Source organism: Fusobacteriaceae bacterium, from assembly GCA_031272775.1.
GTDB lineage: Bacteria > Fusobacteriota > Fusobacteriia > Fusobacteriales > Fusobacteriaceae > JAISST01.
The window spans coordinates 47541-73523 of the sequence record JAISTB010000016.1 but is presented as its reverse complement, the minus strand read 5'-3'; the positions used below and the strand labels follow the sequence as shown (position 1 = coordinate 73523).

The window sequence follows — 25983 nt, the reverse complement described above, 5'->3', positions numbered from 1 at the left end:
GCATAGCTACGGAGGTACACCCGGATCCATTCCGAACCCGGCAGTTAAGTCCGTAAACGCTGAAAGTACTTGGAGGGCAGCCTCCCGGGATGACAGGAACTTGCCAAGCTTTTTTTATTTCTTGCGCTTTCCAAGGAAATTGGTGTATAATGTTAGAGAAAGGAAAATTTCAGGGAGGATAAACTTGACCATGAATATACTCGCCAAAGCCGCATTTCTATTGTCGGTCGCAATCGCGGCCTTCATCCCCATTTACTGCAAACTCAAGCACATCAACACGCGGACAAAGGACTTTGTCTCCGACAAGCAGTATCTGTGGATACGGATTCTCAACCGGATCGGAATCGGCTTGTTCGGCCTGTTTGTCATTTTCAGCATCATGGGTTATTACATGAAAAAATGAGGAGCCCCCATGAAACCCCTCAAAGCCGCAATACTCACCCTACTCGCCTTGATCCTGGTATCCTGCCGCAGCGACGACTACAAAAAAGCCCTTGCGGCCATGGAGGCGGGGCAGTACAAGACCGCCCGAAAAACAGCGATTGAACTGAAGGACTACAAAGACGCCCGACCGATCGCCGCTTATTGCCATGGCATGGAAAAGCTCCGGGGCGTGCTGGACAGGACCACGACGCTGCCCGCGGAGTTTGAACTCCGAACGGCCTTTGAGGAGCTCGACAAAGCGGGGGAATATCGCGACGCGCCGGAAAGGGCGCAAGATACCCTTGTGGAAATCCTCGCCCGGGGTTATTGGGACAACTGGCGGCACAGGCCCTTCGAGACGTTTCCCGAAGTTTGGGAAAGCCTCGACGACGCCCACAAAAGGACGTTGATGTCAAGAGCGGCGGCCATTATCGCCGAAGAAACAGCCGCCGACGTCGATCCGCTCCGGACCTGGTCGCGGTCGATCAAAGGCGACGCGCTTCGTTGGATTGCCCTTGGGGGGGAATATTTGGACGAAGCCGGACAGGCGCTTTATGTGAAAGGAACGCGGGATTTCATGCTGCGTATCCTGGATAAAGGCTACCGGGATGGCGCTTCATATGCGCCCGTCCGCGAAATCTTGGATTTGGTGAAAGAATTTCCGCTACAAAAACGGGAGAACGACGCGCTCTATGAAGCGGCTGCAAGAATTTTCACCGACGGGGCATTCAATGACGCCACGCTCAGGAAATGGGACGCCGTCCCCGGTTCCGACCCCGAAGGTTGGGCGGAGCTCCATCACAGGATTTTTGGACTTTTGGGGGATTACAAGGATGCCCCGGATTATGCCAAACGCTGCAAATACTTGTTAAACGCGGATTTTATGACCGAAGAGGAATTTGCCGGGGAGGAGAGAAGACTCGGGCAAAACCCGCAAAAAAGGACCGTCGTGTTTCATTTTAAGCAGGACAACGCCTTTCAGGACCCGCAATTTTTCTGGCAACTGACAAAAATTCTCCGATTCCTGAAGCAGAAAACCCTCGGCAATCTCTATTTTACAAAAGACCCCGCCGAAGCGGGGCTCGTGCTGGAATTGTCGGTCAAGCGCAGGGATTCCGGGACCTACACCTATGTGGACGAGCAAAAAGGCACGCGCAGTCAAGCCGTCTACTATGACAAAGACCTCACAATCACGGCCACAAAGGCGGGCGTCGACAGGCCGCTGTTGACAAGGGACTACACGGACTTTACTGAGCTGAAAGTGACCGAGTGGAAAGGCGTCGACAAGCCGATCTTCAAGCGGAATTACACCGCCAAGGCCCCCGATCCCTACGAAAAACTGGGCGTCGGGACAACCAGCGTGGAAGCGGTGATTTCGGAGGATATCCTGAACGCCATACGGGATGATCTCTATGAGGAGGTCTTTTCGAAAATTGAGTTTTAGGGAAACAAATTCAACCCCATAAAGGAGCGGAAACATGCAATATCAAGTCAGAAGAAACAAACCCAAACTGGGAAAAAACAACTACATCCTGCCGGGCGCGCAACTGATCGGCAGCGTCACGACCGGCGACAACGTCAGCATCTGGTTTAACGCCGTCGTTCGCGGAGACGCGGCCCCCGTCGTGATCGGGGAAAACAGCAATATTCAGGATAATACCGTCGTTCACGTGGAAAAGGAAAAATCCTGCGAGATCGGAGACAATGTCACCATCGGACATAATTGCATTATTCACGGCTGCACGATCGGAGACAATTGCCTGATCGGCATGGGCGCAATCATCTTGAGCGACAGCGTCATTCCCGCCGAATGTCTCGTAGCCGCAGGCGCCGTCGTCGGGCCCAAACTCAAGGCCGAACCCCGCTCCCTGATCGCAGGAAATCCCGCTAAAGTCATCAAAGCCCTCGAAAAAAGCCATTTGAAGCTCTTGAAATACGCCAATGACGAGTATCTGGAGCGTCTCGCCTATTATCGGGAAGAACTGACGCCGGTCCATCCGAATCCCGACGAAATCGAGAGGGGCACGAAATCCTGAGCCGACAAAAATCCCCTCAATCGAGGGGCGTATATCCGGTCTTTTCTATGATATACCGGCCTTCGCCGGAAATGATCCACGCGATGAATCTATCCACATTGGGATTGGGGTTCCCGGCCCAGGTCACGGCGTAAAGCGAGCCGGTCAGGGGATAGCTCCCGTTCATGGTCGTGTTGACCCTGTGGGATGTCGGGTCCGCCGACTTCCTTCCAGTTCTTGATTTTTCCCCCGTAAATGTCCCGGATCTGCCCGGCTGTCAGGGAGTCCACGGGATTTTTTTCATTGACGAAAAACACAAAGGCCGCGTAAAGGGGGAAGGTCGCGCCGAGCGCCAGCAAAAACAGCAGCAGTTCATAGATCAAAAGCGGGCCTGGAATGGTGGTTCCCAGCATGATGACCAAAAACGCGTAAAAGCCCATCGAACAGCTGAGTGCAGTCAGCGCGAGCTTCATAAGGAGCCACAGTATTTTTTTGATCAGAATTTTCCGGCTGTCTTCCATGGCGCGCCCCCCTTTTTGTTCTCCCATTATAAGCCGGGCGTGGAAATTTGTCAAGGGAAACCTGAAAACGCCTTCCTGTCTGATTCCCGTCCGATTCTCCCATGGTCTGATTTTTCAAGAGAAATCGCCGCCGCGGTCTTTCCGGAGACATATTTTTATGCTATACTTTGGGGGAATTCCGGCGAAAAGCCAAAAAAACGCGGATAGACGCGCGCCAAGGGGGAAAAAATTGTTCAGAAAACTGATCCTGGTCTTATGTTTTATCCCGGTCTTCCGGGCTTTCGGCGGGTCCTTCGACTTCGGGGAAAAGGTCTCCTATCGGGCTTACTGGAACGGCATCCGTATCGGGACCGTAACCATGGAAGTGAGGCCCATGGCCAAATCAAAGGATTATCAGTTTCAGGTCGAAATCAAGACCGCCGCTCTTGCGGGGAAAATCTACAGCTTCAGGCAGGAAATCGTCTCAAGGACCGATCCGAAGCTGACCCGGGCGCTTTCCTACCGCCAGGAAAACCAAAAAGGGAAAAAGCCCAAAAAGAGCGAAAAAATCGATTTTGACTGGGGAAAAAAGACCTTGACTTATTACAAAGACGAAAAGCGGAGAGGGGAGTTGCCGCTTGCCAAAGATACCTTCGACCCCCTGTCTTTCTTTTATTTCTTCAGAAATCAAGCCCTCGGGCCCGGGGCCCTGATTCGTTGCAGCCTCACCGACGGCAAGCGGATCATCGACGGGACCGCCCTTGTGGCCAAAGAGACGCGGCTCAAAACAAAAAAATTCGGGAAAGTGCCGACCTGGTATATTCAGTCTGATCTCGCGGGATTTACCGGCGTTTCAACGGAAGTGAAAGACGCGAGGCTTGAGATGTGGATCGCCAAAGACGCGACGCAGATCCCGGTCAAAATGAAGACCAAGGTCAAATACGGCTCATTTTCCATAGAGCTCGAGAGCTATCAGGCGGGGCGCCTCCCTCAATAGATATCCCCTTCTTCCCCCTGATCATCGGGATCCTCAACATAACTCGCGATGAAATTTTCCAAAAAACTCTTGACTTGGAGTCAACTCCATGTGATAGTATAACATAAGAAATTTTCGCGGCCTGATCAGTAGTAGTCAGGCCGGGAACAGCCGCAAGACAAAATCTCAAATTAAAAGGAGGCCCCATGAAACTCACGCAAACTTCAACCGTAGTTTTGCTGCTCTTTATTGTCCTTTCGGGCATTCTCCCGAAAAAAACGGAAGCGGCCCCGAAGGCGGCCAAGCCGAAAGTATATTTTACGAAAGACATCAGCCCCAAGGGACTTGTGGCGGTCTATGAGGCCCTTGGCGTCAAGGCTTCCGGACGGGTCGCCGTAAAAATCAGTACGGGGGAGCCCGGCGGACACAATTTTCTGCAGCCGGCCCTGATCAAGGACCTTGTGCAGGGGATCAAGGGGACCCTTGTCGAATGCAATACCGCCTACGGCAGCCAAAGAGCAAGCGCCGCACATCACAAGCAGGTCGCGAAGGATCACGGCTTTACAGCCATCGCTCCCGTCGATATCCTCGATGAGGAAGGAGAAATCAGCCTTCCGGTCAAAGGCGGCAAAAATCTCAAAGAGGATTTTGTGGGCTCTCATTTTCGAAATTACGATTTCTACGTGATCCTCTCCCACTTCAAGGGCCACGCCATGGGCGGCTTCGGCGGCGCCGTCAAGAATATGTCCATCGGCCTCGCCTCCGCTGCCGGAAAATTGTGGATCCATTCGGCAGGAAAGACAAAGAGCGGCTGGTCCGGCGGGACGCACGACCAGTTTCTCGAATCCATGGCCGAAGCGGCCAAGGCGGTCGCCGACGATCGCAAAGAGAAGATTATTTACATCAGCGTCATGAACCGGCTTTCCGTGGATTGCGACTGCGATTCCAGTCCCGAAGAACCCGATATGCACGATATCGGCGTCCTTTCGTCTCTCGATCCCGTGGCCCTTGACAAGGCCTGCGTCGATCTCGTTTACGCGGCCCCCGACGGCAAATCCCTGATAGAGCGCATGGAATCCCGGAACGGCGTCCACACGCTGAACCACGGCGCGGCCATCGGGCTGGGTTCTCTCGACTATGAGCTCGTAAGGCTGGACAAATGAGGAAGGTTAAGCGTATGGCATTTTTCTTTTTCCTGTTGCTTCTTGTTCTTGCGGGCTCGGGCTGTGTCTTTTTGCGTCATCCGAAATTCGGGCGGCTCCCCCTGGGAGAGCGTCTCGCCCGGATCGAAAAATCCCCCAATTATCGGGACGGCGTTTTTCACAACGAGACGCCCACGCCGGTCATGGCGGTGAAGCGGCCGCCGATCAGATCCATGCTGAAATTTCTTTTTTCCAGCCGGAAGAATCTGCGCCCCAAAAGCGCGATTCCCTCGGTCAAAACCGATCTGAAGGCCCTTGATCCCAAGGCGGACGTCCTCGTCTGGCTCGGGCATTCCTCTCTTTATTTGCAATTGAACGGAAAGCGGATTTTAGTGGATCCCGTTCTCTTTGAGGGGGCCCCGCTTTCCTTTTTCAATATGGCTTTTCCCGGGACGGAAATCTACAAGCCCGAAGATTTCCCGGACATCGATTATCTCCTGATTACCCATGATCACTGGGATCATCTGGACTACAAGGCCATGAAAGCCCTTAAAGACCGGATCGGAAAAGTGGTTTGCGGTCTCGGCGTGGGGGAACATTTGGCGTATTGGGGATTCCCGGAGGAAAAAATCGTGGAGCTCGATTGGAACGAAAAAAGCGCCTTCACGGAAGATTTCACCATTGACTGCCTGCCCGCGCGGCATTTTTCGGGCCGCAAATTTACCCGGAACAAGAGCCTCTGGGTGGGCTGGATCATCGAAACCCCGGCAAAAAAAATCTATATCAGCGGAGACAGCGGCTATGACGGGCATTTTGCGAAGATCAGAGAAAAATACGGAAAAATCGATCTGGCGATCCTCGAAAACGGGCAGTACAACCCGGATTGGCGCTATATCCACATGCTGCCCGAAGACCTGGTCAAGGCGGCGAAAGACATCGATGCGACCCGCTTATTTACCGTGCACAATTCCAAGTATATCCTCTCGACCCATACGTGGCGGGAGCCTCTCGATAAAATCGCGGAAAACGCTGAAAAAGAGAATTTGCCGCTGATCACGCCCATGATCGGGGAAGTGGTCCGAATCGGTGATCGGGGGCAGACATTTCAAAAGTGGTGGGAGAATGTGAAATAAAAAATCTTGCGCGAAGGGAAAAGGGTTGGGATTTCAAGGTATCAGGTTTAGCGTTCGCATAATAGCTTCTATATCGACAGCGTATAACGGACGCTCTCCGGATTCATACCTGCTTAAGTAGCTTTGCGCTTTGGCAATAATATCTTTCAGATTATTTTTGATATACGGTTCCAAAACGGTCTGAAAAAATAAATTTTTGGTATTATAAATTTTCTGTTTATAGGCATTTGTAATCGGAAACATCTTTGAAAATGCAGCCCATGGTGATGATGCGGCATTGTTTTAAAGTTCGGATTCTTCCCCCTTGATATAGAATAAGGCTGGATAAACCAGCCTCATCATACGAGTGAATAATATTCGAACCGTTATTCCCGGTGGTGTTACACATACGAGTGAATAATATTCGAGCCGTTATTCCCGGCAATACTTTGATAATTTTACTATAGCATATTTTTTCAAAAAAAGCAAACCCAAATTTTTTGTCTCAAAAACCATTGATAAGGCACATATGGAATGAAAAATGTGTAGGGACGCGCATTGCGCGTCTGCGGTAAGGGAATCTCGTACAAAGGGATAAGGAGGAACCATGAAAAATACCGTAATGAAAACGGCCTTGAGAAGCAAGAGGGGCTATGATATTCCGCTGACGGCGGCCATAGACGGAGCGGAGGCGCTCTGCCTCGTGATTCACGGCTTCGGGAGCAGCAAAGAGAGCCCCACGGCGACCTTTTTGCTCGAGGAATTCCCGAAGCGGGGCATCGGGGTCGCGGCCCTCGATCTGCCAGCCCACGGAAAAAGCCCTGGGGACGGGGAATATCTGAGAATTGCCAATTGTCTCGCCGATATCGGGACGGTTGACGCCTGGCTCGGAAGCCAATGCCCGGAAAAGGAGATTTTTTATTTCGGCTCCAGCTTCGGGGCCTATCTGGCGCTCCTCTACCTGGCGGGCGTAAAATCCGCAGGGAAAAAGGCTTTCCTGCGTTCGGCGGCCGTCTGTATGCCCGACTTGATGCGGGAACTGGCTCCAAAAGAGAAAGAGAGTCTTGCGGCTCAAGGATATGTGGAATTAGGGAGCGATTACGGCTATTTCCGGCCGCTGAAGCTCACCCGGGGCTTCTTCGAGGACCTCGACGAAAACGATGTGTTTTCGATCTGGCGGCCTGAATACGGGGAGCTGGCCATGATTCACGGAGAAGCGGACGAAGAGGTTCCGGTCGCCGAGGCGACGCGCTTCGCGGAAAAATTTGCGGTTCCGATTACGGTTGTGCCGGGCGGGGATCACCGCTTGTCGATCCCGGGCGCGCAGGATCTTGTGCTCGCCAGGGCGCTGGAATTTTTCGGATCTTTACAGAATTCCTGAAAATTGATATAATATGGTATGAAAAACGAACAGTATATTGATATCAAGATACCCACACCAGGCGAGATATTGCTTAAGGAGTTTATGGAACCACTTGGTCTGTCTGTCAACAAATTGGCCCTTGGTTTGCATGCCTCGTGGAAAACGGTTGACAGCATCGTCAGGGACAAAAGGGCAATTTCCGGAGAAATGGGGCGCAGACTGTCGGACTATTTCGGGATGAGTCCATCTTTCTGGTCGGACTTACAGAAATTTTACGATTTGGAAGTCTCGAAAAGCAAAATCAACCGCGATCATGTCAAGCGGGAAACTGTTACCGCGATCAGCGGTAAATAGGGGGAAAAATGGAAAAAATCGCGACCTTTCTGCGCAACCATCCGACCTATGCCGGAAAGACCGTCTACTTCGGTCCTATGGGGTGCAGAACCGGATTTTACGCGATCTTTGAGGAGGATATGGACAGCCGCGACGCGCTTCCGATCATCACGGAAACGCTTTAATGGATCCTTGCGTTCGAGGGGGAAATCCCGGGCGCCAAGCCCGACGAATGCGGCAATTACAGCGAGCAGAATCTCGGCATGGCCAAGTGGGAGGCGGAGCGATATCTGAAGGTTTTGCGGGAGGCGACGGAGGAGAATTTGCGGTATCCGCGGTAAGGGGGGGACGATCAGGATGGGCGAATAATCATTCGCCCCTACAAGCATCGTTTACAGGAAAAATGGACCGACGTCGGGTCTCGACCTCTTTGTCGGCCCTGCGGCCGACATTTCCCCTTGCGAAGGGGAAATTCCAAGGAATTATTGTCTTTTTTAAAAGAAACTGCGCGATTTTCGCGCAGTTTCTGCCTTTTATTAAAATTATCATTTCAACGTTGACTTTACGTGAAACAAAGTCGGTTCGGCTGAGAGGTCGAGGCCTAAAACACGTATTTTACCCGCAGGCTGCCGGTGACGCCTTCGCGCTCGCCGACATAGCCCTGGATCCCGATGTCGAGGGTCCATTTGGGGGAGGGAGTGAGCTTCACGCCCAGCTCCGCGATCCCTGTCGAGCCTGTCAGGGAAGGCGTTCCGATCTTGAGACCGGATGTCGTCGCCCGGGCCTTGCCGTCGCCTTCATATTCCCAAGCCAATCCCGCGTATGGCTTTACCTTTTCCCCGTTTCCGCTGAGTCTGCCGCCGATCCGGATCCGACTGGACGTAACGTCTTTGAAGTGGATGTCGTCGCCCGTCGAGAGAATCACGTGATCGCCCTTTTCCTTCGTATAGAAATACTTCGTGTAAAGATCAAGTTCGGTCTTTTCAGTAATGTTCCAGCGATATCCTGCGCCCAGATGGAAGCCCGCATACCCGTCGGTCTTACTGTAAGCCGCGATCGTTCCGATTACGGACTGCAAGTCTTTGCTGCTGTACTTATTCTTGATGCGGCCCGCCCGCAGGGAGCCTTCAAGGTAGAAATTCCCGGATTTTACAGGTTTGAAGTCCATCCGGCCGAGGATGCCGCCGCCGAAGTAGCTGAGGTCGCCGTCGCCGCGTACGGAAGCGAGACTCGTGAAGGAATTGTAGGTGTCATAGGAGCCGGTTCCGTATTCGAAGAAGCCGCCAAACATGAGTTTGCCTCCGGACACTTCCTTGCCCTTCGTTACGCCCGCTACGACCGAAAAGCTCTTCAAGTCCACATGGGAGCCGGTGTTGTAGCGACTTGAACCGCCGTTCATTATGGCGAATCCTTCAAAATCATAGCTGAAGTTCTGTATTTTGGATGGGTCGATCAGGTCGCCGCCCTGGTTGATCAGGGAGATCCCCGCGATGTACCCTTCCGAGAGGGCCTTCACTCTGGGATTGAGGGTTCCGGCGCCCATGGGCGGAACAATGCTCGTGGTGTCCGTCAAAAGCTTCGCAATGAGTTGAGTGGTATTTGTAATCAGTTCAAAATCATATTGCAGCGTTACGCCTTTCATGGCGGTCCCTGAGGATTTAGCGTTTGAGGGAACTCCCGCGCGGGAAGCCGCGTCAATCAGGATGATCTCATCCCCAGTGTCGAGCGCAGAACTGCTTCCGTCGATTCCGACATTGACCGTGCTGCCCGAGACGTCTGCCGATCCTCCTACCGTGAGGATTTTGTCGCCGTCTGTGGCCGTGCCGGGGACATAGAAGTTGAGGGTTGCGCCGCTCGCGTCAAGGTTGCCGCCGATTTTCGCGCCTTGGTAGGCCGTAAAAGTTGTGCCGCTGTTGACTTTGACGCTGCTCGCGGTAATTGCGCCTTTGAGGGCGAGGGTTCCCGCCGTCACCGTCGTGTTGCCGGTGTAGTCATTGTTTGTGCCGGTCAAGAGCAGTTCGCCCGATCCCGCTTTTTCGACAGTTCCCGTTCCGGTGATTTGGCCGGCGAATTCGACGTCGTAGGAGCCGGTGTTGATGACGGAGCCGGTCGGGTCGGACGCCGTGGGGGCTGTGATCGCCGGTGTTACGTCCAATTTGGTAATGTTTGCGGCTCCTGAGTAGGCGAAGTTGATTTTTTCGAAATTTAAAACTGTCGGTAAAGTAGCGTTGCTGTTTTTGTTGAGCGTATTTCCGGTAAACAAATCATAATGCACCGCTACGGTACTCTCATCCCATCCACCATAGACACTGCCGGTTATTTTTGGGCTTCCTTCAATATTTACGATGTTTTTTGTCGCTGAATTTGTTGCGCCTACGGCTTCACTCTCGGTAAGTCCCCCGATTACATTCTTTACTTCTGCTGAGCCGCCAATCGTGACTTCATTGCCTTCCGTGGCTACGTTGGTCGCGGCGAATGCAGGGCGACCAATTGCAGCTCCTATGTTTAAGCTTGCGTTAGAACCACCTATTACAAAGCTTGTGACTTTTCCGCCTGTGATTTTTACGGAATTGTTTTTCAAAGATCCTGTCCCTGATACCAAAGCCCCGCCGTTTACTTGATCGGTCTCACCGCCGGACATCTCTACGCTATTTCCGGAAATTTCACCGTCGCTCATCCAACCGCTTCCACCGGTGACGGCACCGCTAGCATCGACTGAAGAATTGACAATAACCTGACCGCCGGACATAATCACTTTGTTGCCCTTTACATCTCCGGTAGTCATATATTTGGCTCCCGATACTTCACCGCCAATAACAGTGTCCGCTTGTCCGCCAGAAATTGTTACAACGTTATTAAGGGCGCTCCCGTTGCTTCCTGTCGACTCGGCAAAAACGAGTCCCCCTGAAACTGCCGCATGTTGGTTCGCTGTAGTACCTGGAGGATTAGGGATAGGCCCCAAGACCGTTCCGCCGGTCATTATAACGCTGTTTCCAATGACATTTCCGCTTCCTTCAGAAAGGCCTCCCATAATTTGATAACCTATTGTTCCTGTCGATATTTTTGCCGTATTGTTGATCACATCCTTATTTTGCCCAACACCGGCATATACCACAGTTACCGAGCCGCCTTGCAAATCGACGACATTATCTTGCACCAGGCTGTTGCGCCCTTTTCCTCCGACAGCAAGATAGACAGCTCCACCGGTAATGGTAACCTCATTTTCCAAGACAGTGCCATCTACATTATTTGCCGCATATCCCCCATCAATCTCAGGTGTTTCTCCATAACGGGCAGTATTCGTTACTGCTCCACCAGACACAATAACTTTATTTCCTTGAACAACAACATTACTTATCGTTCCCCAAGATTCCCCACCGGAAACTACGGCCATTGTTCCATTTTTAATATATACCGTGTTATTTTTAACATCACCCGCTGCAGAACTGTTCTTGTAACCACCGGCAATGTAATCAATATAATTTGCCCCAGGGCAATCAATCTCGACAGTATTTCCTATGACGGATCCTGTTCCGCTCCCACCCAAAATATCAGCAGTCACTGCTCCACCGGTCCATTGTACCGTGTTGTTGTTCTCTGTTCCCGTATCAGAGTTTCCTGTTACTGGAGTAGAACTTCCCGTCGTGATAACCACCGGCGCCCCATAGGCCACATACCCCCCACAAAAAACCACAAACAAAAAAATCCCCACCTTCTGCCGCAACCGCAAACCGCACATATGCCTTCTTCTCATGATACCCTCCTACATCAAAATGGGTTTACTATACAGTGAAGTCAATATGATGATTATATGGAATAATATTCATCATCATATTTCTACGATTATACCATGTATTAGCCTTTTTGTAAATATTCGCAGGTCAAAAAAAACATATTTTTTTGATGCCCCGCAACCTCTGCCAACCCTTAATTCAGGCTAACTTTGGAACCATTTCAACTCACTATTATTCCATATAATGTGCACGTTCCAAAAACGCCCCGCAACCACGCCTGTTTCCGCTTCCTTTTGTGGCCTGCTTGTGGCCTGTAAACGTGACAATGATAATCTCAATAAAAAGACAGAAACTGCGCGTTTTCGCGCAGTTTCTTTTAAAAGAGACAAAAATTCCTTGGAATTTCCCCTTCGCAAGGGGAAACGTCGGCCGCAGGGCCGACAAAGAGGTCGAGGCCGCCAAAGAGATCTCGGCCCAAAGACCGAGGCGCAAAAATTCCTTGAATTTTCTCCCGGATTGCTGTACAATATGGTATAAATCAGGGCGGACCGCCGAATTAGGCCCGGCCCCGCCCCAAGGAGTTATCCATGAAAAAGATCCTGCGGTCTTTCTTCCTTTTTGCCTGTGCGCTCCGCTTTGCCTGCGCGCTCTGCGCCGCGGAATACCGCTACCCCATACAAAACCCCTTTGCCGCCACCATCATCGGCGACCTCTCGGTCCCCCGCAGCGGCGCCGGCGCAAAGGTTCCCGTAAAAACCTATCGTCTGAAGCCTGTCGACGCTGCCCGGATCCCGAAAAACCTCTGGTTTCACAAAGACTTTGCCTTTTCCCTCGCCGCTCGGAAAGAAGCGGCCCCGCTGATTTTTCTGCTCGCGGGTACGGGTTCGTCCTACGACAACCCCAAAATGATCCAGTTTCAAAAGATCCTCTACGAGGCGGGTTTTCACGTGATCTCGATCACGTCCCCCTTCCACGCCAACTTTATCGTCGCGGCCTCCGCCGCCGGCCTGCCGGGACTGCTGCCCCGGGACGGCAAAGACCTCTACGCCGCCATGACCCGCGCGTACGACATGGTCCGGCAAAAAATAGACGTCACGGACTTCTATGTGACCGGATTCAGCCTCGGGGCCACGGAAGCGGCCGTCGTCTCGTATATCGACGAGAGCGAAGGAAAATTCGGCTTCAAGGGCGTCTACATGATCAACCCCGCCGTGGATCTCTACGATTCGGCCGATATCCTCGATTCCTATCTGGGCCCGGGCAATGAGGCCGAATACCGGATCAACCTCATGATCGAGACGATCCGCGCCATGGCGCCCCAGTTCCTCAGCGACGAATACCGGAGCGGAAGCCTGACGGCCGAAGCCGTCTATGCCCTTTTCGAAAAATTAAAGCTCTCCGATGCGGAAATGGCGGCTCTGATCGGATTTGTCTTCCGGATCTATTCCATCGATCTCAATTACATCGCCGATGTGCTCACGAAAAGCGGGACCTACGGCAAAAAACCCGCCGAAAAGCATGAAAAGATGCTCCCTTATTTCCGGAGAATCGGATTTGCCTCCTACCTCGACTATCTGCACAAGATCCTAATCCCCGCTGCAAAAAAACGCTACGGGCTCACGGAGGCCCAGGTGCGGCGGGAATTATCCCTTGCCGTCATCGGCGACTATCTCAAAAAAGCGAATAAAATCGTGGCGGTCACAAACGCCGACGAATTGATCCTGACAAAAGAAAACCACCGGTGGCTCAAAGAGACCTTCGGCAAAAGACTCACGGTCTTTCCGACCGGCGGGCACTGCGGCAATATGTTTTACGAAGACAACCTCGCGCTGATGCTGGGATTTTTACGGAAAGGCGCCTTTAAGGGAAAAATTTACCCCGTCCCCCCCAAGGGGACGACGCAAGCCTTGGCGAGCCTGGCCCCAACGCCCCCGGACGAGAGCGATTCCGCCATGTTTCCCGAAGAAAACGCGTCCTTCCGGCCGGGCCATGTGATCGACGTCTACGACCCCCTGGAGGGGCTGAACCGCCGGATTTACTATTTCAACTACGGCCTCGACAAATACCTGCTGCTCCCGGTCGTCAAGACTTACGAATTCATCGTGCCGGGACCGCTGAAAAAGGGCGTATCCAATTTCTTCAACAACAAAAAAATGCTTTCCGTAGCCGGAAATTCGGTATTACAAGGAAAATTCAAGAAGGCGCTGCGGGCCGCGGGCCGCTTTTCCATCAACGCGACCTGGGGGCTCGGCGGTACCCTCGATACGGCGTCAAAATTGGGTATGCCCGTCCCCTATGAGGATTTCGGGCTGACGCTTCATCATTACGGCGTAAAACGGGGTCCCTACCTCGTGCTGCCCTTCCTGGGGCCGTCCACACTGCGGGACGGCGTCGGTACGGGCGTGGATTTCGCCATGCGGTATATCCTCGACCCCTACGCGGGCATTGGCCTCGTGGATAGCGATTCCAAGGTGGCTACGCTGCTTCAGGCCGTGGACACCCGGAAGCGGAACAGCTTCCGCTATTATTCCCTGGGCTCTCCCTTCGAATATGAATACGTCAGATACCTTGTCGTGACGTACCGCAAGATTCGCGAGGACATTTCAAAGCCCGGAAAAAACAAAAGATCTTAAACCCCAAGGAGTGCATAGAACCATGGAATGGAAACCATTGTCCATCGAGGACAAGGCGGTTATTGACGGCTTTACGAAGAACAAATTTGAGACCTGCGATTTGAATTTTACGAACCAGTTCCTGTGGGGTCAGCAGGAAAACGCCTGTTACCGGATCTCCGAAGACGGCGATGTGCTGACCATAAAAGGCTCTTTTGAAGGAGCGACCTATCATTACCTGCCCCTGTCCCGGACCGACAACGTCGGAAATGTCCGCAAGGAAGCGGCGCGCATCGCGGGAGAGGGCGGAAAGATCGTCCTCATTCCCGAAAAATGGTATCGGCTCATGGGAGAGGAGGGCTTCCTCTGGGAGGAAAAACGGGATACCTTCGACTATGTCTACAACTACGAAGATCTGGCGACGCTCCACGGCCGCAAGTATTCCAAGAAAAAAAACCGGATCAACCATTTTCTCTCCAATTATCCGGATTTTTCTTATGTTCCCATCACGTCGGACAATATCGGGGAAGTCATCACGTTTCAGGAAGAATGGTGCTACGACAAGTCCTGCTACGATGTGCCGATCCTCCAGAGCGAGAACATCGGGATCCACAACCTGCTGCGGAATTTCGGGAAACTGGACTACGTCGGAGCCTTTCTTGAAGTGGACGGCCAGATCGTCTGCTACACGCTGGGGGAGGCTCTTACGCCCGAGTACGTCGTGATCCACATCGAAAAGGGCATCAACGACTTTATCGGCTGCTACCAGATGATCAACAAGCTCTTCCTCGAAAACGCCTTTCCGGGCTACAAATACGTCAACCGGGAAGACGACTTCGGCGACGAGGGCCTGCGGGAAGCGAAAACCTCCTATCATCCGGCCTTTTTGCTGAAAAAATACGAAATCAAGGGGCTCAAATGAAAATCGTGCTCGGGGCGGATCACGCGGGTTACCCCCTGAAGGAACGCGTGAAGGCCCATTTGACCGAACAGGGCCGGGAAGTTCTGGATCTCGGAACATACTCGACCGAATCTGTAGATTATCCTGATTACGCCGCGGCCGTCGGAAAAGCGGTCGTGGCAAATCCGGGCGATTTAGGGATTTTGATCTGCGGGACCGGCATCGGGATCTCCATTGCCGCCAACAAAATCAAAGGCGTCCGGGCCGCCCTCTGCACGGACTACGCCATGGCAAAACTGGCCCGCGAGCATAATGACGCCAATATTCTGGCCCTGGGCGGGCGCACGACGGCTGAAGCCGCCGCCCTTGACATCGTCGACGCCTTTTTGCGAACGGCTTTCGCGGGCGGTCGTCATCAAATGCGGCTCGACAAGATCCGTAACCTGGAGGCGGAATAAACTCAGCGCTTGTCGCAGTTGACGAGGGGACCGATCTTTTTCCCGCCAAGCAGATGCAGATGCAGGTGGAACACTTCCTGCCCGCCGTTTTCGTTGCAGTTGACAATGATCCGGTAGCCTTCTTTGGCGATGCCCAGTTTTTTCGCGATTTCCCCCGCCGCCACAAACAATTCCCCGATCAGCTCTTTATCTTCCGGCGCGATGTCATTGACCGTCGGAATTTCTTTTTTGGGAATAATCAGGATGTGGACCGGCGCCAGCGGGTTGATGTCCTTGAAAGCCAGCACTTTTTCGTTTTCGTAGACAATATCGGAGGGAATCTCCCTGTGGATGATCTTGGTAAATATCGTTGACATAAAAACCTCCTGTTGGGTTGGATTTTGCGGGTTTACAGCGTTTTTCGGAGCGACCAGCGGTCATGAAACCACATCCACTGCTCGGGATGCCGGCGGATCACGTCTTCCATCCTCGTAATCAGGGCCTGGGTGTTGGCGAGGACGTCTTCCTTGAAATTCCCTGTCCGGACGAGTTCCACTTCGCCCGCCATGACGATGTCGCAGCGGTTGTCGGGGTGGAGCAGCGTATAGACGAAGATCAAGGGAACCTCGTATTTGAGGGCGAGGGAGACGGCCCCCGTGGGCGCTACGGTTTCGACGCCGAAAAAGCGGACTTTGGCCCCCTTGTCCCGGTGGTCCGACAAGAGACCGATGATATAGCCCTCCTTGATGCAGCGGATCAGATCCCTCGTCGTATGCTTCGTCTTGGGGATCACGGTAATTCCAAGACCTTCTTTTCGCGATTCCGTGATAAACTCATTGATATGGGGATTGCGTTGGTTCTTGGCCACGGCGGCCAGCGGCTTGCCGTGATAGAGCCAGCAGGCGAGATCCAAAATCCCTGTGTGCATGGTGGCCCCGATAACGCCCTTTCCCCGGGCATAGACGGCGTCGGCTTCATCGCCGCCCACGATCCGGACCTGTCCCGGCGTTTCCACATATTCGCGGAACCAGAGCGAGCAGAGGAAGGCCCTGGCCATAACGGAATAAGAGGCTTTGGCGATGGCTTCGCGCTCGTCCCCGCTCTTTTCGGGAAAGGCCAGCCGGAGATTGGCCAGGGCAATGCGCCTGCGCATCCGCAGCAGCCGGTAGGCCAAAAGGCCCAATTTTTCCGCCAAGCGGAAGCGCGCGGGCTGCGGGAGACGCAAGATTAAAAATTTGCAGATCATGAAGGCCAGGTATTCCAGCCGGTAGCGTAGCGTTTTACGGATATTTTTTGTCGGTTTCATCGTGAAATCCTTTCGCGTTTTCTTGTTCAACTCCTATTATAGCATAAATTCGAAAAATTTAGAACTTTCTGTTGCGAAAATTGCACGGCTGTGGTACTATTTAGTCAAGTAAAAAGAAGCACACGCTGTTCGGACACCCATCTTATTCCCGAAGGGGGATTATCATGAAGCGCTTGAAACGATGCGCGGCAACAGCTTTTCTCACCCTTGTCTTTGCGGCCGCGGCCTGCGCCTCCGGCGCCCTCAAAAGCGAGCTGACCGAGGATTACGCGGCCCAGGCGGAAAAATACATGGGCCAGTTCATCCGGGCCTACAGCTCCGACGCCCTGGAGGGGACCGGCAACATTGCCATGGCCCTCGCCGAGGATTTTGAGGACGATCTGACGATTACGCGCTACACGCTGAACAAAAAGCCCATCCGCTACCGCTTTTTCTACGCCGGGGAGGGACGCAGCCGGGCGGTCGATTACTATCTCGTCTCGGCGGATTTCCTGCTCGTCCACGATACGCTCCAGGTCAACAGTTCCCAGTACGTCTCGACGTCCATGGACGACGTCCTGTATTTTGACGTGTCCAAGTATTTCATCATCAAGGGAAAGGCCTACTATTACGTGCCCGAGCTAAGGACCGGCATCCCCGTCACCGAAAAGAGCGACATCCTCACCTCGGCCGCCGAACTGGCCGCCGTCTTCGCCAAAATCCAAAAGAAACGCTGAATCATCATAAAACGGGCAAAACACGCCGCCCGAGGAGAAGCGATCCCATGAATGTCCCCGATTATGAACTCACCCTGCGACAGGCGGCCGCCCTCGCCGACGACAGCCTGCCTTTCTGGTCCAATCTCGCCAATATCTCCGCCCTCATCATGGAGGCCTTCGACGGGCTGAACTGGGCCGGATTCTATCTGATGTCGGGCGGGATCCTCGTGCTGGGCCCTTTTCAGGGGAAACCGGCCTGTACGAAAATCCCCTTGGACAAGGGCGTCTGCGGTTACGCGGCGAGCGCAGGGAAAACCGTCAACGTCCCCGACGTGCACGAATTTCCGGGCCACATCGCCTGCGACTGCGCGAGCCAAAGCGAGATCGTCGTGCCTTTGATCTCGGGGGATACGCTCTACGGCGTCCTCGACATCGACGCGCCGGTCAAAGACCGCTTCAGTCCCGGGGATCAGGAATTTTTTGAACACTTGGTCAATCAGGTCATCATGCCATTTTTAAAGCGCGAGGAGGTAAAAGCGTGAATGAAGTGATCCGGTTTTTTACCGACAACCCCATCCAGTATTTCGCCACGGTGGGCCTCAACGGCCGGCCCAGCGTGAGACCCTTCCAATTTATGCTCGAAGACGACGGAAAGCTGTGGTTTTGTACCGGTAATGACAAAACGGTCTACAAGGAACTCGTCAAGAACCCCTGGGTAGAGATCTGCTCGACTTCCCCCCAGGCCCAGTGGGTCCGCGTCAGCGGAAAAGCCGTTTTTTCCAAAGACATTGCGGTCAAGGACAAAATCCTTGAACGGGCGCCCCTGGTACGTACCATCTACAAAAACAGCGCGAGCCCCACATTCGAGATTTTCTATCTTGAAAGCGCCAAAGCCGTATTTTACGACTTTTCCGGCGCTCCCCCCAAAGAATATACGCTTTGAGCTTGATTTTTCCTGGAAAATGTAGTAAAATGAATACAGAGAGTTGTTTTTTTGTCACAGTAGAGTATTTTTTGTGCTATATTTGAACAGGTGATCACTTTGGAAATGAATTTGAACCTCAAGCAGGAACAGAAACTCATCCTGACCCAGGAAATGAAAGTCAGCATGGAGATCCTGCAAATGCCGGTTGCGTATCTCACCGACTTTATCGAAAAAGAACGACAAAACAACGACGCCATCGAAGTCTCCTATGTAGGCATTCCGGACACGACGGTGAGCGGCGACGGAAGTTCCTGGCTCGATACGGCGACGGAGAAGGAGAATTTTTTCCAGTACCTCGAAAACCAGCTTTCTTCCCTGATGATTCCCAAAGATATCGAAAAAATCTGCCGCTATATCCTGAATAACCTGGACAACCGGGGCTATTTGCTTTTGAGCAAGGATCAGCTCATGCGGGACCTCAAGGTCAAAAAAGAAAAGATCCTGAAGGCCCTCGAGGTCGTCCACGGTTTGGAACCGGTGGGCGTAGGGGCCGAAAATTTGAAAGATTGCCTCAAAATCCAGCTCCGGGCAAAGGGAATCGCGACAAAGCATATCTATTGCCTGATCGACGTGTTCCTGGAGGATCTGGGCTACGGCAAATTTGCCTATATCGCCGAAAAATTGCAGATCAGCGAGGCCGAAGTTCACGAGGCCCTCGACCTGATCCGGACGCTGAACCCCATTCCCGCCAGAGGCTTTCTCGTCGAACGGGACAACCGATACGTCGTCCCCGAAGGCAAGATCGAGATTTGCGACGAGCGCCTCGTCGTGTCGCTGAATGCCGACGCCATGCCGAAAATCCGGATCAACACGGCCTATCCCTGCAATTCCGCCATCGAAAAGCGCAACCTCCAGCGCGCCATGTACCTGATCAAAGCCGTGGAAAAGCGTTGCGAGACCCTTGAACGGATCCTCAACATTTTGGCGGAAAAGCAGCGCAATTATTTTTTCGAAGGAAAAGACAACTTGAAGGACCTCGCGCTAAAAGACGTGGCCAGGGAGCTTGACCTCCACCAATCCACGATTTGCCGGGCCATCAAAGACAAATATATCGCGACGCCCTATGGGACGATTTCCATCAAATCGCTCCTCACGAGAAACTGTAAAGCCATCGGGGTCAAGCTCGTCATCGAGAACCTCGTCAAAAATGAAGATCGGGAAAACCCCGTCTCCGACAACGACATCCGCGACCATATCGCCCGCCACTGCGGAGAAACTATTTCCCGACGCGCCATTGCCAAATACAGGGAAGAGCTCGGCATCCCTTCTTCCCGTAAGAGGAAATATAAACCATAAAGGCAACACAGAGGAGGCGAAGTGAAAATGAGAAAAATCAACAGGTACATCCTGACGGCTGTGCTCTTTTTCGGTTTTCTCATGGGCGCGGGCTTGCACGCGGCCGGATTGCAGGGCGCGAAGGACGGCGTCTATGAGGGAACGGGCAAAGGCCTGCAGGGCGACATCAAGATCGAAGTGACGATCAAAGGAGGCGGCATCTCCGCCGTAAAAATTCTGGAACACAAGGAAACGCCGGGCGTTTCCGATCCAGCCATTGACAGGATCCCGGCGGCCATCGTGGCCGGCCAGACCCTGGCCGTGGACGTCATCGCCGGCGCTTCGGTAACGAGCGCGGGGATCATCGAAGGCGCGACGGCGGCTCTCGCCAAGGCCGGCGCCGATACGGCGGCCCTGAGCGCCAAAGGCGCGGCCGCGGGCGGCGCGAAGAGCAAAAAAGCCGAAACCTACGACGTCGTCATTATCGGCGCGGGCGGCGCTGGTCTCGCGGCGGCCATCACGGCCCAGCAGGCCGGATCCAAAGTGCTCGTTCTGGAAAAAATGCCCAGAGCGGGCGGCAACACCATGATTTCCGGAGCGGCTTACAACGCGGCCGATCCCGAACGGCAAAAGGTCCTCCCGATGAACCAGGCGAACCATGACGCCATCAAGGCCATGGTTTCCAGGGCGCCCCACGACGACGCCGAGAAGGCCTGGCAGGAAAAAGTGAAAAAACAGTACGAGGAATTTGTGGCCGCAAAGAAAGAAGGGCTCTTTGACAGTCCCGAGCTCCATATGCTGCAAAGCTACAACGGCGGCGACTACGTAGGGACGCCGGAACTCATCGAGACCCTCGCCGGCAACGCCCTGGACGCCCTCCACTGGGAGGAAGGCCTCGGCATGGAATTCACCCCGAGGATGTTTACGGTACTGGGCGGTCTCTGGCCCCGAGCCCATCAGCCGGTGAAACCGCTGGGCACGGGCTATATCGAGACGGATCTCGCCTATATCGCCAAGCATACGGATCAGATCACGATCCTCTATGAAACAAAGGCCACGGAACTCATCAAGTCCGGCGACCGCGTGAGCGGCGTCAAGGCCGAAAGCGCCTCGACGGATTACGAATTTACCGCGAAAAAGGCCGTCATCATCGCGACCGGCGGCTTCGGCGCCAGCAAGGAACTGCGGCAGAAATTTAACGGCGTCAAGAACCTCTGGCCCAATCTGGATTCCGCCGGGACCACAAATCATCCGGGCGCGACCGGAGACGGCATCGTCATGGCCGAATCCGTGGGCGGCAGCCTCACGGGCATGGAATGGATCCAGCTCCTGCCCATGGGCGATCCCAAGACCGGCAGCCTCTCGGGCAACATCGAGCAGGGCGTTGAAGACAGATTCTTCGTCAACAAAAACGGCGACCGCTTCGTCGACGAAGGCGCCCGCCGGGATATTATGACGCTGGCTCTCTTCAAGCAGCCCGACGCCTTTATGTGGGTTATCTGCGACAAGAACAGCTACCCGACGCCCCAGACCAAGAACAATTTCAACGAAAGCATTGAAGAATTGATCAAAGCGGGACGGGCCTTCGAAGGCCAGACCATTGCCGAACTGGCCGGGAAGATCGGCGTTCCCGCCGACCATCTGCAGGCCGCCGTCGACGAATTCAACAAAGGCGTCGCGGAAGGCAAGGACAAATTCGGACGGACGCTCTGGAGGATCAAGATCGATACGCCGCCTTATTACGCGGGCGCGCGGATTCCCACGGTCCACCACACCATGGGCGGCATCCGGATCAACTCCAAAGCCCAGGTCCTTGACGCCAACGGCAAGCCCATTCCGGGTCTTTACGCGGCGGGCGAGGTTACCGGCGGCATCCACGGCAGCAACCGCCTCGGCGGAAACGCCCTGGCCGATATCCATGTGTTCGGACGCATCGCGGGGACCAACGCGGCGGCGGAAAAATAAACGACTGATTTTATCCATAAAAAAACCTGCGCGATCTGGCGCAGGTTTTTGTTTGATTCAGGTTTTCAGCGCGATAAACTCCTTGATGGCCTTGACCGAGGCGAAGCCGTACATGCGCGCGACCTTTTCCCTTTTGATCAGCTTGAACAGGATCTTTTTCAAGGATCCGAAATCGTACTCGGGGCGGATCGTCTTCACAAACCAGACAAAGATCAAAACCGAAGTCGCGATCTTGTTCGTCTCGCAGAGATAAGGCCTGAAGCTTTCGGGAATGACCGGCACGGATTTGATCGTCAGGTTGATCACCGGATGGTTGTGGGCGCAGAGGTTCCGGATCAGACGGATGTTTTCGATGAAGGAGCCGAATTCGTCCGCCAGAAGGCCGTATTTTTTCGCGACGGCCAGTTTATTGTTGTGGGACATCAGTTTCAACAGATGAATGATTTCCCCGAAGGTCAGAAGCTCCGTCATGACCCAGACCGGGATGCGCTTTTCCTCGGGAAAATTGGCGTAGTAGTCTTCCAGCAGGAAAAAACCCGCAAATTCCGTCTCTTTTTCCTTGATTTTTTTCGCGAAATTCTGCTCCTCGTACTTGATCTGGTTCAGGGGAATCTTCCGGTCGATCCAGTTGTGAAATTTGAGATAGCCGAAAGGGCCATATTTCCCGCCCATCAGATAGGAAAATTTGTTTTTGATGGAAAGCTCGATTTTTTCTGACATGCTGAGGAGCTCGAAACGCAGGGTCTTGTCAAAGTAAAAATTCTGGATGACCGCCTCAAAGGACGTCCCCGGATTGTAGCGGTTCCCTGTCATGAAAAACATCGAGAATTCTTTGATTTTGTAGTAGCTGATGTGTCGGAGCCGCTCCAGCGCCCGCTCCCTGTTGTTTACGGCCATGCCGCGGGATTCAAACAGGGCCAGCTGGTCCTCATAGGACAGATTGGGCTTGTCAAATGCCATTGTTCCCCCTTCAAACAAGAACCCCTGCATCGGAACGGGGTCCGCCTCGGAGAGAGGAGCAGGGGTATTGATATCTTGCTGATATTATACCGCCAAAAAGCGTTTTTGTAAATCTTTTTTTGAAAAAATCAAGCCGTCGGCGCTTACCCCCTGTCTACGACAATATCCCCCCGCTCCGGATGAGCCATATACCACTTGACCGCGTAGGAACACAGCAGAACAGCCGACTTGCCCTCTTTTTTGAGGTGGTCGTAGACGGCTTCCATCAGCTGCCCGCCGACGCCCTGGCCCCGCAGAGAGTCGTCCACAAAGGTGTGGTCGATGACGACCGCGTCTTCCTTGTAAGGGGGAAACGTCACTTCCGCGATGACTTGCCCGGCCGGATTCTTTGCGAAAATTCTGCGTTTTTCTTTGATAAAGTCCATCTTGCCCTCCTATAGACTCGTTTTTCCCTGAAAATTTTGTCTCCCGCGCCAGCGGAGACCCTGTTCATTCTTGAATAAATTATACATCATCGTCGCCCGAATGTCCAATGTTATTTGAGAACTTTTCCGGGGCTCCCTTGACAAGTTCTGAAAATTATGGTATGATGAAAGATAAGGGATCATAATGACGCATACTCGTACAAAACGGCGTAAAGCCGTAATAAAAGGGGGTCTTTTTATGGGGAACACCATCGTACGGATGAGCGGAATTTGCAAAAGTTTTCCGGGCGTGAAAGCGCTGGACGACGTGCAATTTGAACTGAAAAGCGGCGAGGTCATGGCGCTCCTGGGAGAAAACGGGGCGGGGAAATCGACGCTGGTTAAAATTATGTCCGGCGTATATACCCGGGACAGCGGCCAAATGGAAATATTCGGCGCGCCCCAGGGAGATTTGACGCCGAAAACGGCCCAGGCGCTGGGCGTTGCCATCATCCATCAGGAACTCAATATGTGTCGGCATTTGAGCATTGCCGAGAACATGTTTCTCGGGCGCGAGCTTGCCGGCGGTCTTTTTTTGAATGACCGGGAAATGGAACGGGAGGCCGGGCGCGTCCTTCAAGAATTGAATATCGATTTGAACCCCGGCGATATTGTCGGGGATTTGCCCGTTTCCAAGCAGCAGATGGTGGAAATCGCCAAAGCGCTCTCCACCAACGCGCGGATACTCATTATGGACGAACCCACGAGCGCCTTGACGTCCAAGGAAATCGGAGACCTGTTCCTGATCATCAAGCAGCTGCGGGAACAGGGTTGCGGCGTCATTTACATTTCCCACCGTCTCGACGAACTGCGGCATATCGTGGACCGGGTGACGATCATGCGGGACGGGAAATACATCCTGACCGAAGATTTCAACAACATCAGTATGGATGAGATCATCGCCGCCATGGTGGGGCGGGAAATCAAGGAAAAATTCCCCCATGTGCGCTGCGAGCGGGGGGAGAAAATCTTCGAGGTGAGAAACCTCAACGCCGGGAAACTGGTCCGCGACATCAATTTTGAACTCTATAAAGGGGAAATCGTCGGTATCGCCGGACTCATGGGGGCGGGCCGGACCGAGACGACCCGGGCCATCTTCGGAGCCGATCCCAAGACCTCGGGGGAGATCTTTGTGGAAGGCAGGGAAGTCAAGATTACCTCGCCGGAAACGGCCATCCGGGCGGGCGTCGTCATGGCGCCGGAAGACCGGAAAAAAGACGGTCTCTGTACGAAGCTTTCCATCCGCTACAATATCGCGCTCCCCAATCTCGACTGGCTGTGCGGCCTGTTTACCTTTGTCCGCCGCGCCAAAGAAAGCGCCGCCTGCGCCGAAGCGGTCCGGAATTTGAAGATCAAGACGCCGGGCGTGGACGTGGACGCCGGCAATCTTTCGGGCGGCAATCAGCAGAAAGTGGTCGTCGGAAAATGGCTCGCCCGGGAATCCCGCGTCGTCATCTTTGACGAACCGACCCGCGGCATCGACGTCGCCGCCAAGGTCGAGATCTACAATTTGATGAATCAGTTGAAGCAGCAGGGCATCGGCGTGTTGTTTGTGTCCTCGGAGCTTCCGGAAATACTGGGTATCGCCGACAGGATCCTCGTCATGTGCGACGGGCGCATCACCGGAGAATTGGCGGCGGAAGAGGCGACGCAGGAGAAGATTCTGACTCTGGCGACGCGCTTTGAAGAAAAGTTTTTGGCATAAAGTCAGGAGGATTTATCGGCATGGAAACCAAGCGGCAAAATCTGTTTTCGGGACTGCTGGCCGTACGCGGCATGGGCGCGTCCCTAACGGCCTTCGCGGGCCTTGTGGTGATCTATGTGGCCTTCGGGCTCATGGAGCCTTCGGTATATTCGACCGCGAATATCGCCAATCTTTTGCGTTCGATGTCCAAGTATCTCATCGTAGGCATCGCCCAGAGCTATCTGTTGATCACGGGGAATATCGATCTTTCCATCGGTTCCGTCGTCGCCATGAGCGCCATGATCTCGGGGACCATGCTGTCCCGGGGTTATCCGCTGATTCTGGCGCTGCCGCTTACGCTGGCGGCGGCCCTCGCCATCAGCCTCATCAACGGCGCCCTTGTGGGAAAATTCAAGCTCCCGCCCTTTATCGCGACGCTGGGTACGATGTTTGTGGCCCGGGGCATCGCCTATATGGCCAACGGAAACCGCAACACCAACGCGCTTTTGACCGGCATGGGCAAGGACAAGGCCGACGCCTTCCAGGCGGCCCTCTACTACGGCAAGACCTTCGGGATCTACAACACGTTCTGGATCGCGCTCATTTTGTTTGTGATCTTTTTTATCGTACTGTCGAAAACCCGGACAGGGCGGCATATCTATGCCATCGGGTCCAATATCGACGCCGCCAAGATGTCAGGGGTCAATGTGGTTTCCACGGTCACGAAGGCCTACATGGTATCCGCCTTCTGCTCCTACGTCGTGGGTCTGATCTTATGCGCCCAGGCCGGCATGGGTAATATGGAGGCCGGCAATATGTATGAGATGTACGGCGTCGCCGCAGGCGTTATCGGCGGCGTGTCCCCTCTGGGCGGACAAGGCCTGCTCCTCGGGACCTTTATGGGCGCGGCCGTATGGCAGACGCTGGAAAACGGTCTCAACATGATCGGGGCCCAGGTGGGCATCCAGCGAATTGTCATCGGAATTATCGTTGTGACGGCGGTATTGCTGGATATTGTACTGCGCAGCGGGATTTTGAAAAAGAAAAAAGCATAGCAACGCAGGATATTTTTGATTCACATAAAATACTATTATTTCA

At 53.6% G+C, this 25983-nt stretch carries 24 protein-coding genes, 1 rRNA gene and 1 pseudogene; 20 read left to right on the top strand and 6 right to left on the bottom strand.

From position 1 onward, the window contains the following. From rrf to LBQ97_04865, 4 genes are all read left to right on the top strand, one after another. Positions 1 to 109, top strand: a 5S ribosomal RNA gene (rrf, locus tag LBQ97_04880); the annotation flags it as partial. Positions 110 to 184: 75 nt separating this feature from the next. Continuing rightward, positions 185 to 403, top strand: coding sequence for a hypothetical protein (locus tag LBQ97_04875; GenBank protein ID MDR1832051.1), 219 nt, complete (start codon positions 185 to 187; stop codon positions 401 to 403). 9 nt (positions 404 to 412) lie between these two features. Then, the gene (locus LBQ97_04870; GenBank protein MDR1832050.1) at positions 413 to 1867 is read left to right on the top strand and encodes a hypothetical protein; all 1455 of its coding nucleotides are present in this window, start codon (positions 413 to 415) and stop codon (positions 1865 to 1867) included. A gap of 34 nt (positions 1868 to 1901) precedes the next feature. Then, entirely contained in the window at positions 1902 to 2459 is a 558-nt protein-coding gene (locus LBQ97_04865; protein MDR1832049.1) for a gamma carbonic anhydrase family protein, read from the top strand. 89 nt (positions 2460 to 2548) lie between these two features. Here the strand turns inward: LBQ97_04865 and LBQ97_04860 are convergent, their stop codons facing one another. Further along, complete coding sequence (locus tag LBQ97_04860; protein ID MDR1832048.1) at positions 2549 to 2959, bottom strand: hypothetical protein; 411 nt, start codon at positions 2957 to 2959, stop codon at positions 2549 to 2551. Between the two features lie 157 nt (positions 2960 to 3116). Here LBQ97_04860 and LBQ97_04855 point away from each other — a divergent pair, with 157 nt between their 5' ends. From LBQ97_04855 to LBQ97_04830, 6 genes and pseudogenes are all read left to right on the top strand, one after another. Further along, entirely contained in the window at positions 3117 to 3935 is an 819-nt protein-coding gene (locus tag LBQ97_04855) for a DUF3108 domain-containing protein (GenBank protein MDR1832047.1), read from the top strand. 185 nt (positions 3936 to 4120) lie between these two features. Continuing rightward, positions 4121 to 5077, top strand: a complete 957-nt coding sequence (locus tag LBQ97_04850) for a DUF362 domain-containing protein (protein MDR1832046.1) — start codon at positions 4121 to 4123, stop codon at positions 5075 to 5077. Between the two features lie 14 nt (positions 5078 to 5091). Beyond that, positions 5092 to 6189 (top strand): MBL fold metallo-hydrolase, encoded by a 1098-nt coding sequence (locus LBQ97_04845; GenBank protein MDR1832045.1) that lies wholly within the window; start codon positions 5092 to 5094, stop codon positions 6187 to 6189. Between the two features lie 586 nt (positions 6190 to 6775). After that, a complete protein-coding gene (locus LBQ97_04840) occupies positions 6776 to 7549 on the top strand; it encodes an alpha/beta hydrolase (GenBank protein ID MDR1832044.1) in 774 nt (257 codons plus the stop codon). Positions 7550 to 7567: 18 nt separating this feature from the next. Further along, the gene (locus LBQ97_04835) at positions 7568 to 7885 is read left to right on the top strand and encodes a HigA family addiction module antidote protein (GenBank protein MDR1832043.1); all 318 of its coding nucleotides are present in this window, start codon (positions 7568 to 7570) and stop codon (positions 7883 to 7885) included. Positions 7886 to 7893: 8 nt separating this feature from the next. Further along, positions 7894 to 8205 (top strand): annotated as a pseudogene (locus LBQ97_04830) (S-ribosylhomocysteine lyase). Positions 8206 to 8465: 260 nt separating this feature from the next. Here LBQ97_04830 and LBQ97_04825 read toward each other — a convergent pair. Then, the gene (locus LBQ97_04825; GenBank protein MDR1832042.1) at positions 8466 to 10019 is read right to left on the bottom strand and encodes an autotransporter domain-containing protein; all 1554 of its coding nucleotides are present in this window, start codon (positions 10017 to 10019) and stop codon (positions 8466 to 8468) included. A gap of 2166 nt (positions 10020 to 12185) precedes the next feature. Between LBQ97_04825 and LBQ97_04820 the strand changes: the two genes are divergently transcribed. Genes LBQ97_04820 through rpiB form a run of 3 tightly spaced genes read left to right on the top strand, consistent with a single transcriptional unit; the run spans position 12186 to position 15569 of the window. Beyond that, on the top strand, positions 12186 to 14231 hold the full coding sequence (locus LBQ97_04820) for a VacJ family lipoprotein (protein MDR1832041.1): 2046 nt from the start codon (positions 12186 to 12188) through the stop codon (positions 14229 to 14231). A 22-nt stretch (positions 14232 to 14253) separates the two neighbouring features. After that, positions 14254 to 15132 (top strand): phosphatidylglycerol lysyltransferase domain-containing protein, encoded by an 879-nt coding sequence (locus LBQ97_04815; protein MDR1832040.1) that lies wholly within the window; start codon positions 14254 to 14256, stop codon positions 15130 to 15132. After that, complete coding sequence (rpiB, locus tag LBQ97_04810) at positions 15129 to 15569, top strand: ribose 5-phosphate isomerase B (GenBank protein MDR1832039.1); 441 nt, start codon at positions 15129 to 15131, stop codon at positions 15567 to 15569. The genes LBQ97_04815 and rpiB overlap by 4 nt, the downstream gene beginning before the upstream one ends. A 2-nt stretch (positions 15570 to 15571) precedes the next feature. On the opposite strand, the gene LBQ97_04805 is transcribed toward rpiB, so the two are convergent. Both LBQ97_04805 and LBQ97_04800 read right to left on the bottom strand, forming a co-directional pair. After that, a complete protein-coding gene (locus tag LBQ97_04805; protein ID MDR1832038.1) occupies positions 15572 to 15925 on the bottom strand; it encodes a histidine triad nucleotide-binding protein in 354 nt (117 codons plus the stop codon). Between the two features lie 32 nt (positions 15926 to 15957). Continuing rightward, positions 15958 to 16854, bottom strand: coding sequence for a lysophospholipid acyltransferase family protein (locus tag LBQ97_04800; GenBank protein ID MDR1832037.1), 897 nt, complete (start codon positions 16852 to 16854; stop codon positions 15958 to 15960). A 164-nt stretch (positions 16855 to 17018) separates the two neighbouring features. Here LBQ97_04800 and LBQ97_04795 point away from each other — a divergent pair, with 164 nt between their 5' ends. The 5 genes from LBQ97_04795 to LBQ97_04775 all read left to right on the top strand — a co-directional run bounded on the left by LBQ97_04795 (position 17019) and on the right by LBQ97_04775 (position 21777). Further along, entirely contained in the window at positions 17019 to 17570 is a 552-nt protein-coding gene (locus LBQ97_04795; GenBank protein MDR1832036.1) for a hypothetical protein, read from the top strand. Between the two features lie 47 nt (positions 17571 to 17617). After that, entirely contained in the window at positions 17618 to 18094 is a 477-nt protein-coding gene (locus tag LBQ97_04790) for a GAF domain-containing protein (protein MDR1832035.1), read from the top strand. Beyond that, positions 18091 to 18495: a pyridoxamine 5'-phosphate oxidase family protein gene (locus tag LBQ97_04785; GenBank protein ID MDR1832034.1), complete on the top strand. Its 405-nt coding sequence runs from the start codon at positions 18091 to 18093 to the stop codon at positions 18493 to 18495. The genes LBQ97_04790 and LBQ97_04785 overlap by 4 nt, the downstream gene beginning before the upstream one ends. 105 nt (positions 18496 to 18600) lie before the next feature. Then, positions 18601 to 19833: an RNA polymerase factor sigma-54 gene (gene rpoN / locus LBQ97_04780; protein MDR1832033.1), complete on the top strand. Its 1233-nt coding sequence runs from the start codon at positions 18601 to 18603 to the stop codon at positions 19831 to 19833. 27 nt (positions 19834 to 19860) lie between these two features. Next, on the top strand, positions 19861 to 21777 hold the full coding sequence (locus LBQ97_04775; protein MDR1832032.1) for a flavocytochrome c: 1917 nt from the start codon (positions 19861 to 19863) through the stop codon (positions 21775 to 21777). A 57-nt stretch (positions 21778 to 21834) separates the two neighbouring features. Here LBQ97_04775 and LBQ97_04770 read toward each other — a convergent pair whose 3' ends face one another. Next, positions 21835 to 22737 carry an Abi family protein gene (locus LBQ97_04770; protein MDR1832031.1) on the bottom strand — a complete coding sequence of 301 codons (903 nt, stop codon included), beginning with the start codon at positions 22735 to 22737 and terminating at the stop codon, positions 21835 to 21837. 143 nt (positions 22738 to 22880) lie between these two features. Further along, positions 22881 to 23162, bottom strand: a complete 282-nt coding sequence (locus tag LBQ97_04765; protein ID MDR1832030.1) for an N-acetyltransferase — start codon at positions 23160 to 23162, stop codon at positions 22881 to 22883. A gap of 238 nt (positions 23163 to 23400) precedes the next feature. Here LBQ97_04765 and LBQ97_04760 point away from each other — a divergent pair, with 238 nt between their 5' ends. Both LBQ97_04760 and LBQ97_04755 read left to right on the top strand, forming a co-directional pair. After that, entirely contained in the window at positions 23401 to 24906 is a 1506-nt protein-coding gene (locus LBQ97_04760) for a sugar ABC transporter ATP-binding protein (GenBank protein ID MDR1832029.1), read from the top strand. A gap of 20 nt (positions 24907 to 24926) precedes the next feature. Further along, positions 24927 to 25940: an ABC transporter permease gene (locus LBQ97_04755; protein ID MDR1832028.1), complete on the top strand. Its 1014-nt coding sequence runs from the start codon at positions 24927 to 24929 to the stop codon at positions 25938 to 25940. Positions 25941 to 25983 lie beyond the last annotated feature (43 nt).